We start from the raw sequence: 7,714 nt of genomic DNA, 5'->3' as shown, positions 1-7,714 counted from the left end.
AAGCCGCGGCAGCGGCGCCCGCGCGGGCCTCGTGATCCCGCGGTGGGGCAGCCCATCGGCTGCGCCGTGGCATCGAAGCGGCCGCAGTACAATCGACGCGCGCGCGACTGGCGATAGGCCGGGCGGTCCCGCAGGGGGCCGGCCGCGGCCGACGTGGGGTCACCACGGGGAAGCGCGCACCGTGTGCGGCGCCCTGCGCCGCGGCGGCCCGCCGTTCGCCTGGGCAGCCCGTGGCGCCCCGCAGCCACGGGTCCACCGACCCCTCCCGACAGCCCATGTTTGACCGCACCATCCTCATCGACCGCACCGACCCCGAGCTGTGGGCCGCCATCCAGGCTGAAAACGCCCGCCAGGAGGCGCACATCGAGCTCATCGCCAGCGAAAACTACGCCTCGCCCGCCGTCATGGCGGCGCAGGGCACGCAGCTGACCAACAAATACGCCGAGGGCTACCCCGGCCGCCGCTACTACGGCGGCTGCGAGCACGTGGATGTGGCCGAGCAACTGGCCATCGACCGCGTCAAGCAGCTCTTCGGTGCCGAAGCCGCCAACGTGCAGCCGCACTGCGGTGCCAGCGCCAACGAGGCGGTGTTCCTCGCCTTCCTCAAGCCCGGCGACACCATCATGGGCATGAGCCTGGCCGAAGGGGGCCACCTCACGCACGGCATGGCGCTGAACATGTCGGGCAAGTGGTTCAACGTCGTCTCCTACGGTCTGAACGACCGCGAGGAGATCGACTACGACGCGATGGAGGCCAAGGCGCGCGAGCACCGGCCCCGGCTGATCATCGCCGGCGCCAGCGCCTACAGCCTGCGCATCGACTTCGAGCGTTTTGCACGCGTGGCCAAGGAGATCGGCGCCATCTTCATGGTGGACATGGCGCACTACGCCGGCCTGATCGCCGCGGGTGTGTACCCCAACCCTGTGCCGCACGCCGACGTGGTCACCTCCACCACACACAAGAGCCTGCGCGGCCCGCGCGGCGGCATCATCCTGATGAAGGCCGAGCACGAAAAGGCGATCAACAGCGCGGTCTTCCCCGGCTTGCAGGGCGGCCCGCTGATGCACGTCATCGCGGCCAAGGCGGTGGCGTTCAAAGAGGCGTTGCAACCCGCATTCAAGGCCTACCAGCAACAGGTCGTGCGCAACGCCCAGGCCATGGCCGAAGCGCTGCAGCAGCGCGGCTTGCGCATCGTCAGCGGCCGCACCGAAAGCCATGTGATGCTGGTGGACCTGCGCGCCAAGGGCATCACCGGCAAGGAAGCCGAGGCGCTGCTGGGCCAGGCGCACATCACCGTCAACAAAAACGCCATCCCCAACGACCCGCAAAAGCCGATGGTCACCAGCGGCATCCGGCTGGGCACCCCGGCGATGACCACGCGCGGCTTCCGCGAAGAGGAGGCACGCCAGACCGCCCACCTGATTGCGGATGTGCTCGACGCCCCCCACGACGCCGCCACGCTGGCGCGCGTGCGCGCGCAGGTGGCGGAGCTGACGCGGCGCTTCCCCGTCTACGGGTGACGCGATGAAGTGCCCCTTCTGCGGACACGCCGACACCCAGGTGGTGGAGACGCGCGAGTCCGACGACGGGGTGTTCGTGCGCCGGCGCCGCCGCTGCGGCGCGTGCGACCGGCGCTTCACCACCTACGAGCGCGCCGAGGTGACGTTTCCGCAGGTGGTCAAGAAGGACGGCCGGCGGGTCGATTACGACGCCGGCAAGCTGCGCGCCAGCCTCGCGCTGGCGCTGCGCAAGCGCCCGGTCAGCACCGAGCGGCTCGACGCCGCCATCGCCCGCATCGAGGAAAAGCTGCTGGCCGAGGGCGCGCGCGAAGTGCCGTCGCAGCGCCTGGGCGAATGGGTGATGCAGGAGCTGCGCGAACTCGACCAGGTGGCCTATGTGCGCTTTGCCAGCGTCTACCGCAGCTTCGAGGACGTGGACGCCTTCAGGACGCTGATCGACGAGGTGCGCGGCTGACGCCCTCGGCCCGAATCGGCAGACGCACCTGCACGACGAATTCGCCCTCCGACTCGTAGACGCGCAGCCGCGCTTCGGCGTCGTAGTGCAACGCTAAGCGCTCGCGCAAATTGGCCAGCGCCAGCCCGTGGCCGCGCGTGGCCGCGCCGGGTGGCGGCAACGGGTTGCGCACGAACAGCACCAGGTGGTGGTCGTCGCGAAACGCCTCGATCGTCACGCACGCACCCAGGGGCTGCGGCTCGACCCCGTGCCGCACGGCGTTTTCCACCAACGGCTGCAGCGTCAGGGGCGGCAGCAGCGCATCCGCCGGCGCGGTATCGACGTGCCAGGCCACGCGCAAACGCTCCCCCAGGCGCACCTGTTCCACCGCCAGATACGCGCGCGCCAGCGCCAGCTCCTCACGCAACGGCACCAGCGCGCGCGGCTCGGCCAGCAACGCGCGGTAGAGCTCGGCCAAATCCTCCAGCATCGCCTCGGCACGCGCCGGGTCGCGCGGCATCAGCGCCAGCACGCTGTTGAGGCTGTTGAACAAAAAATGCGGCTGCATACGCGACTGCAGCGCCTGCAGCCGGGCCTCGGTGAGCGCGGGCGAGAGGCGGTGGTGGCGCCAGTCGAAATACGCGACCACCGCCGCCCAGACCGCCAGCGTGCCCACGAGCAGCGCCGGCGGCGTCGGGGTGGGCAGGCCCACAGCGGCCAACGCGGCACGCCAGCCCAGGGCCACGGCCACTGCGGCCACCGCCGTCCAGGCCAGCGCGGTGCGCGGCGGGCGCCGCCGCAACCACGGCGCCAGCAGCGCCAGCACGCCCGCCAGCGTCAGCAGCGCCGGCTCGAACAGTGCGCTGCGCGTCTGCCACGCCGGCCACGCGCGGCCGGCGCTCAGCGCCCCGAGCCACCACCACAGCGCATACAGCCCTTCGGCCAACAACAGCAGGCGCAGCTGAACCCCCAGGTTGCGGAAGTCCGGCACGGTCAGGCGGGCGGCAAAACGATGGGCCACGGCGATGGATCGGTGGGTACGCACAGCACCGCGCCCCAGGGCGGCGCGCGCGGTCGGCCCACGCGGCCATGGTCTGCCAGGGGGATGCGGGCAACGGCCGCTGCGATGGTAGCGCGCCCCACGCCGATGCACCAGACGCCCCACCCGCCGTGGCCGAACCTGCGACAATCCCGGGCATGTTCACCGGCATCATCACGCGCGTTGGGCGCATCGAGCGGCTGCAGCCGCTGGGCCCGGACGCCAACCACGGCGTGCGGCTGCACGTGGCCGCCGGCGCCGACTACCTCAGCGACGTCGCCCTGGGCGACAGCATCGCCATCAACGGCGCCTGCATGACCGTCACCGGCCTCGACCCGGGCGCGGGCACGTTCACCGTGGACGTGTCGGCCGAGTCGCTGGCGCGCACCACAGGGCTGGACCGCAACGGCCCGGTCAACCTGGAAAAAGCCGTGCGCCCAAGTGACCGGCTGGGCGGACACATCGTCAGCGGACACGTGGATGGCGTGGGCACCGTCACCCGCCTGGCGCCCGTGGGCGAGTCGTGGAACCTGTGTGTACTGGCCCCGCCCGCCCTGGCCAAATACCTGGCCTACAAGGGGTCGATCACGGTCAACGGCGTCAGCCTGACCATCAACCAGGTCACGGACCGCGCCGACGGCTGCGAAATCAGCATCAACCTCATCCCGCACACCGTGCAGCACACCGCGCTGGGCACGCTGGCCGCCGGTTCGGCGGTCAACCTGGAGGTCGATATGATCGCACGCTACGTCGAGCGGATGCTCTCCCTCGCACAGGTTCAACCATGAACACCCACGCCCCTGTCAGCGCCGACGCGCTGGCCCCCATCTCGCCGGTCCAGGACATCGTGGCCGACCTGCGCGCCGGCCGCATGGTCATCCTGGTCGATGAAGAAGACCGCGAAAACGAAGGCGATCTGGTCCTGGCGGCCGACCACGTCACGCCCGAGGCGATCAACTTCATGGCCAAGTACGGGCGCGGCCTGATTTGCCTGACGCTGACGCGCCAGCGCTGCGAGCAGCTGCGGCTGCCCCCGATGGTGCCGCGCAACGGCACCAAAATGGGCACCGCGTTCACCGTCTCCATCGAAGCCGCCGAGGGGGTGACCACCGGTATCTCGGCCGCGGACCGGGCGCACACCATCCGGGTGGCGGTTGCGCCCAACGCGCGGCCCGAAGACCTGGTGCAGCCCGGGCACGTCTTTCCGCTGCAGGCGGTCGATGGTGGGGTGTTGATGCGTGCTGGTCACACCGAAGCCGGCTGCGACCTCGCGGCCATGGCGGGCTGCACACCGGCTGCCGTGATCTGCGAGATCATGAACAACGACGGCACCATGGCAAGGTTGCCGGATTTGCAGCGCTTTGCCGCCGTGCACGGCCTCAAGATCGGCACCATCGCGGACCTGATCGAATACCGCAGCCGCACCGAAAGCCTGGTGCGCCGCGTCAGCAGCCGGCCACTGACCACGGCCTTTGGCACCTTCACCGCCCATGCCTACCGCGACCAGACCAGTGCTGGCGTGCACCTGGCGCTGGTCACGGGCGCATGGGGTCCGCACGACGTGGTGCCGGTGCGTGTGCACGAGCCGCTGTCGGTGCTGGACGCGCTGGAGGTGGGCCGCCGCATGCACTCCTGGAGCCTGGAAGCCAGCCTGCGCCACCTGCAGCAGGCGGGCCGGGGCGTGGCGGTGCTGCTCAACTGCGGCGAGTCGGCCGAGCAGCTGCTGGCGCAATTCGACAGCACGGCGCGCGCGGCGCAGGCGCCCGAGCGGGGGCGCATGGACCTGCGCACGTATGGCGTGGGCGCGCAAATCCTGCGCGACTGTGGCATCCACCGCATGCAGCTGCTGGGCCACCCGCGCCGCATGCCCAGCATGACCGGCTACGGGCTGGAGGTGGTCGGCTTCGTGCACCCCCAACCGATGGAAGGAAACCCGACATGATGGGAGCCCACAAGGGCGAGGGCCCGGTGCTGGACGGGCGCGGTCTGCGCATCGGCATCGTGCAGGCGCGCTTCAACCAAGGGATCACGGATGCGCTGGCGGCCGCCTGCCGCCATGAGCTGCGCGCGCTGGGCGTGGCCGATGCGGACGTGGTGCTGGAACAGGTCCCCGGCGCGCTGGAGGTGCCGCTGGCCCTGCAGGCCATGGCCGAAAGCGGCCGCTTCGACGCGCTCGTGGCGCTGGGCTGTGTGATCCGTGGCGAAACCTACCACTTCGAGCTGGTGTGCAACGAGTCGGCCGCGGGCATCACCCGCGTCGGGCTGGACCACCACATTCCGATCGCCAACGCCATCCTCACCACCGAAAACCTGTCGCAGGCCGTGGCGCGCCAGGACGAAAAAGCCCGCGATGCCGCGCGCGTCGCGGTGGAGATGGCCGCCCTGCTGCGGCGCTACCCGGCCGACTGAGCCGACATGGCCCGCGGTCTGGGACAATACGACCCATGACCAAAGCTTCCGAAAAGTCCGCCCGCACACGCGCGCGGGAATTCGCCCTGCAAGGGCTCTACCAACACCTGGTGGGCCGCAACGAGGCGCACGACATCGACCTGTTCACGCGCGACCTCAGCGGCTTTCACAAGGCCGACAGCGCCCACTACGACGCGCTGCTGCACGGCTGCATCGCGCAGGCGGCCGACCTGGACGCGCGCCTGGCGCCGCTGCTGGACCGTCCGCTGGCCGAGCTCTCGCCCATCGAGCACGCGGTGTTGTGGATTGGGGCCTACGAGTTTTTGCATTGCCCGGACGTGCCGTGGCGCGTCGTCATCAACGAATGCATCGAACTCGCCAAATCCTTCGGCGGCACCGACGGGCACAAGTTCGTCAACGGCGTGCTCAACCGGCTGGCGCCGCAGATCCGCGGCGAGGAGGTGATGCGTGACCCCGCCCGGCGCGGCTGAGGCGGCGCCCGTCGCGCCGGTCCACACCTGGTCGATTCGCGTCTACTGGGAGGACACGGACGCCGGCGGCATCGTCTACTACGCCAACTACCTGAAATTTTTCGAGCGTGCCCGCACCGAATGGCTGCGCACGCTGGGCTTGGGCCAACAAGCACTGCGCGAGCGCAGCGGCGGCATGTTCGTGGTCAGCGCGGTCGAGGCGCGTTACCTGCGCCCGGCCCGGCTGGACGATCGGCTCGACATCCGCACCCAGGTGCGGGAACTTGGCCGTGCCTCGCTGACACTGCACCAACAGGCCTGGCGCGCCGGTGATGTCCCTGCCCTGCTGTGCGAGGGGACGGTGCGCATCGGCTGGGTGGCGGGCGACGAGCTGCGCCCCGCGCGGCTGCCGGCCGAAGTCGCCGCCGCCCTCGCCGGCACGCGGCCAACCCCTGATCTGTCGGAACCGACGCCATGACGCATGGTTTTTCCGTCCTCGAACTGCTGCTCAACGCCTCGTGGGTGGTGCAGGCGGTGGTGCTGCTGCTCATTGGTGTGTCGATCACCAGCTGGGCGGCCATTTTTCGCAAGCTGTTCGCCCTGGGGCGGGTGCGCCGCCTGACCGACGCCTTCGAGCGCGATTTTTGGTCCGGCGGCAGCCTGCAGGACCTCTACACCGCCTCGCTGCGCCAGGCCAGCAGCGGCAGCCCCATGGAGCGCATCTTCGTCAGCGGCATGCGCGAATTTCAAAAACTGCGCGAACGCCGCATCACCCAGCCCGATGCGCTGCTGGACGGCGCGCGCCGCGCCATGCGCGCCGCCTACCAGCGCGAGCTCGACGCGCTCGAGGTCAACCTGTCGTTTTTGGGGTCGGTGGGCTCGGTGTCGCCCTATGTCGGCCTCTTTGGGACGGTGTGGGGCATCATGCACGCCTTCACCGGCCTGGCCGGGCTGACGCAGGTGACGCTGGCCACGGTCGCCCCCGCCATCGCCGAGGCGCTGGTGGCCACCGCAATCGGGCTGTTTGCGGCCATCCCGGCCGTGCTGGCCTACAACCGCTTTGCGCATGACATCGACCGGCTGTCCAACCGGCTCGAGACCTTCATCGATGAGTTCTCGAACATCTTGCACCGGCACGCCGGCACCGTAGCCGCCGGCCACTGACGCCGCCCCCACCGCTGGAGACGCCCGCGCATGCCCGCCATCGCCCCCCGCGGCCGAGGACGCCGCGCCATCACCGAGATCAACATGGTGCCGTTCATCGACGTGATGCTGGTGCTGCTGATCATCTTCATGGTGACCGCGCCGCTGATCGCACCCAGCCAGGTCGAGCTGCCGCGCGTCGGGCAGGCGGCGCGCCAGCCCGAGCGTTTCGTGCAGGTGATCGTGGAGCGCGACGGCGGCCTGCGCCTGCGCGACAGCGCGCGCGCAGGCACCGACGACCGCATCACGCTGCGCGAGCTGCCCGCGCGCGTGCAGGCCCTGCAGGGGCCGCCGGCGGCCGACACCACGGGCGCCGTGCCGGTCATCATCAGCGGCGACAAGCGCGTTGCCTACGAGCAGGTGATGCAGGTGATGGACGCCCTGCAGCGCGCGGGCGTGGCGCGCATTGGGCTGGCGGTGCAAACCGACGCGGCCAGCCGCTGAAGCGAGGCGCGGCATGCAGGCCACCGCCGACGATCTGGACCTGGGCCCGCCGCCGCCGTCGCAGGGCTGGCTGCCGTGGGTGCTGGCGCTGCTGGCGCACGCGCTGCTGGCGCTGGCACTGGCCTGGGGGGTGGCGTGGCAGCGGGAAGTGACCACGGTCGCCTCGGCCGAGCTGTGGTCGGCGCTGCCGCAGGTG

10 protein-coding genes and 1 pseudogene are annotated in these 7,714 nt (G+C 70.6%); 10 read left to right on the top strand and 1 reads right to left on the bottom strand.

The features are described 5' to 3' along the window. Positions 1 to 275: 275 nt before the first annotated feature. Both glyA and nrdR read left to right on the top strand, forming a co-directional pair. Positions 276 to 1,520: a serine hydroxymethyltransferase gene (gene glyA, locus Tther_RS12265; protein ID WP_143904281.1), complete on the top strand. Its 1,245-nt coding sequence runs from the start codon at positions 276 to 278 to the stop codon at positions 1,518 to 1,520. 4 nt (positions 1,521 to 1,524) lie between these two features. Next, on the top strand, positions 1,525 to 1,974 hold the full coding sequence (gene nrdR / locus Tther_RS12260; protein WP_143904279.1) for a transcriptional regulator NrdR: 450 nt from the start codon (positions 1,525 to 1,527) through the stop codon (positions 1,972 to 1,974). On the opposite strand, the gene Tther_RS12255 is transcribed toward nrdR, so the two are convergent. Continuing rightward, entirely contained in the window at positions 1,943 to 2,974 is a 1,032-nt protein-coding gene (locus tag Tther_RS12255) for a sensor histidine kinase (protein ID WP_143904277.1), read from the bottom strand. The two genes, nrdR and Tther_RS12255, sit on opposite strands and share 32 nt — an antisense overlap. A 176-nt stretch (positions 2,975 to 3,150) precedes the next feature. On the opposite strand from Tther_RS12255, the gene Tther_RS12250 reads away from it, so the two are divergent. The 8 genes and pseudogenes from Tther_RS12250 to Tther_RS12215 all read left to right on the top strand — a co-directional run. After that, the gene (locus Tther_RS12250; RefSeq protein ID WP_143904275.1) at positions 3,151 to 3,780 is read left to right on the top strand and encodes a riboflavin synthase; all 630 of its coding nucleotides are present in this window, start codon (positions 3,151 to 3,153) and stop codon (positions 3,778 to 3,780) included. Continuing rightward, complete coding sequence (ribBA, locus tag Tther_RS12245) at positions 3,777 to 4,934, top strand: bifunctional 3,4-dihydroxy-2-butanone-4-phosphate synthase/GTP cyclohydrolase II (protein WP_143904273.1); 1,158 nt, start codon at positions 3,777 to 3,779, stop codon at positions 4,932 to 4,934. Before Tther_RS12250 ends, ribBA begins: the two co-directional genes overlap by 4 nt. Beyond that, positions 4,931 to 5,401 carry a 6,7-dimethyl-8-ribityllumazine synthase gene (ribH, locus tag Tther_RS12240; RefSeq protein WP_143904271.1) on the top strand — a complete coding sequence of 157 codons (471 nt, stop codon included), beginning with the start codon at positions 4,931 to 4,933 and terminating at the stop codon, positions 5,399 to 5,401. Before ribBA ends, ribH begins: the two co-directional genes overlap by 4 nt. Positions 5,402 to 5,436: 35 nt before the next feature. Beyond that, positions 5,437 to 5,892: a transcription antitermination factor NusB gene (gene nusB, locus Tther_RS12235; RefSeq protein WP_143904269.1), complete on the top strand. Its 456-nt coding sequence runs from the start codon at positions 5,437 to 5,439 to the stop codon at positions 5,890 to 5,892. Then, positions 5,870 to 6,349 carry a tol-pal system-associated acyl-CoA thioesterase gene (gene ybgC / locus Tther_RS12230; protein WP_246099038.1) on the top strand — a complete coding sequence of 160 codons (480 nt, stop codon included), beginning with the start codon at positions 5,870 to 5,872 and terminating at the stop codon, positions 6,347 to 6,349. Before nusB ends, ybgC begins: the two co-directional genes overlap by 23 nt. Then, the gene (tolQ, locus tag Tther_RS12225; RefSeq protein ID WP_143904267.1) at positions 6,346 to 7,035 is read left to right on the top strand and encodes a protein TolQ; all 690 of its coding nucleotides are present in this window, start codon (positions 6,346 to 6,348) and stop codon (positions 7,033 to 7,035) included. The genes ybgC and tolQ overlap by 4 nt, the downstream gene beginning before the upstream one ends. Positions 7,036 to 7,065: 30 nt before the next feature. Continuing rightward, positions 7,066 to 7,518 carry an ExbD/TolR family protein gene (locus Tther_RS12220; RefSeq protein WP_143904265.1) on the top strand — a complete coding sequence of 151 codons (453 nt, stop codon included), beginning with the start codon at positions 7,066 to 7,068 and terminating at the stop codon, positions 7,516 to 7,518. A 13-nt stretch (positions 7,519 to 7,531) separates the two neighbouring features. Further along, positions 7,532 to 7,714: pseudogene (locus tag Tther_RS12215) on the top strand (cell envelope integrity protein TolA); the annotation flags it as partial.

The sequence above is a fragment of the Tepidimonas thermarum genome (genome assembly GCF_007556705.1).
In the GTDB taxonomy this organism is placed as follows: domain Bacteria; phylum Pseudomonadota; class Gammaproteobacteria; order Burkholderiales; family Burkholderiaceae_C; genus Tepidimonas; species Tepidimonas thermarum.
Note: the sequence above shows the minus strand (reverse complement) of the source record. Positions and strands in the feature narration are given on the sequence as shown.

Excerpts from the sequence above, each read along its gene's own strand:
- Tther_RS12250 (WP_143904275.1), top strand. The coding sequence starts at position 3,151 with ATGTTCACCGGCATCATCACGCGCGTTGGGCGCATCGAGCGGCTGCAG.
- Tther_RS12220 (WP_143904265.1), top strand. The coding sequence starts at position 7,066 with ATGCCCGCCATCGCCCCCCGCGGCCGAGGACGCCGCGCCATCACCGAG.
- ribBA (WP_143904273.1), top strand. The coding sequence starts at position 3,777 with ATGAACACCCACGCCCCTGTCAGCGCCGACGCGCTGGCCCCCATCTCG.
- tolQ (WP_143904267.1), top strand. The coding sequence starts at position 6,346 with ATGACGCATGGTTTTTCCGTCCTCGAACTGCTGCTCAACGCCTCGTGG.
- ribH (WP_143904271.1), top strand. The coding sequence starts at position 4,931 with ATGATGGGAGCCCACAAGGGCGAGGGCCCGGTGCTGGACGGGCGCGGT.
- nusB (WP_143904269.1), top strand. The coding sequence starts at position 5,437 with ATGACCAAAGCTTCCGAAAAGTCCGCCCGCACACGCGCGCGGGAATTC.
- glyA (WP_143904281.1), top strand. The coding sequence starts at position 276 with ATGTTTGACCGCACCATCCTCATCGACCGCACCGACCCCGAGCTGTGG.
- nrdR (WP_143904279.1), top strand. The coding sequence starts at position 1,525 with ATGAAGTGCCCCTTCTGCGGACACGCCGACACCCAGGTGGTGGAGACG.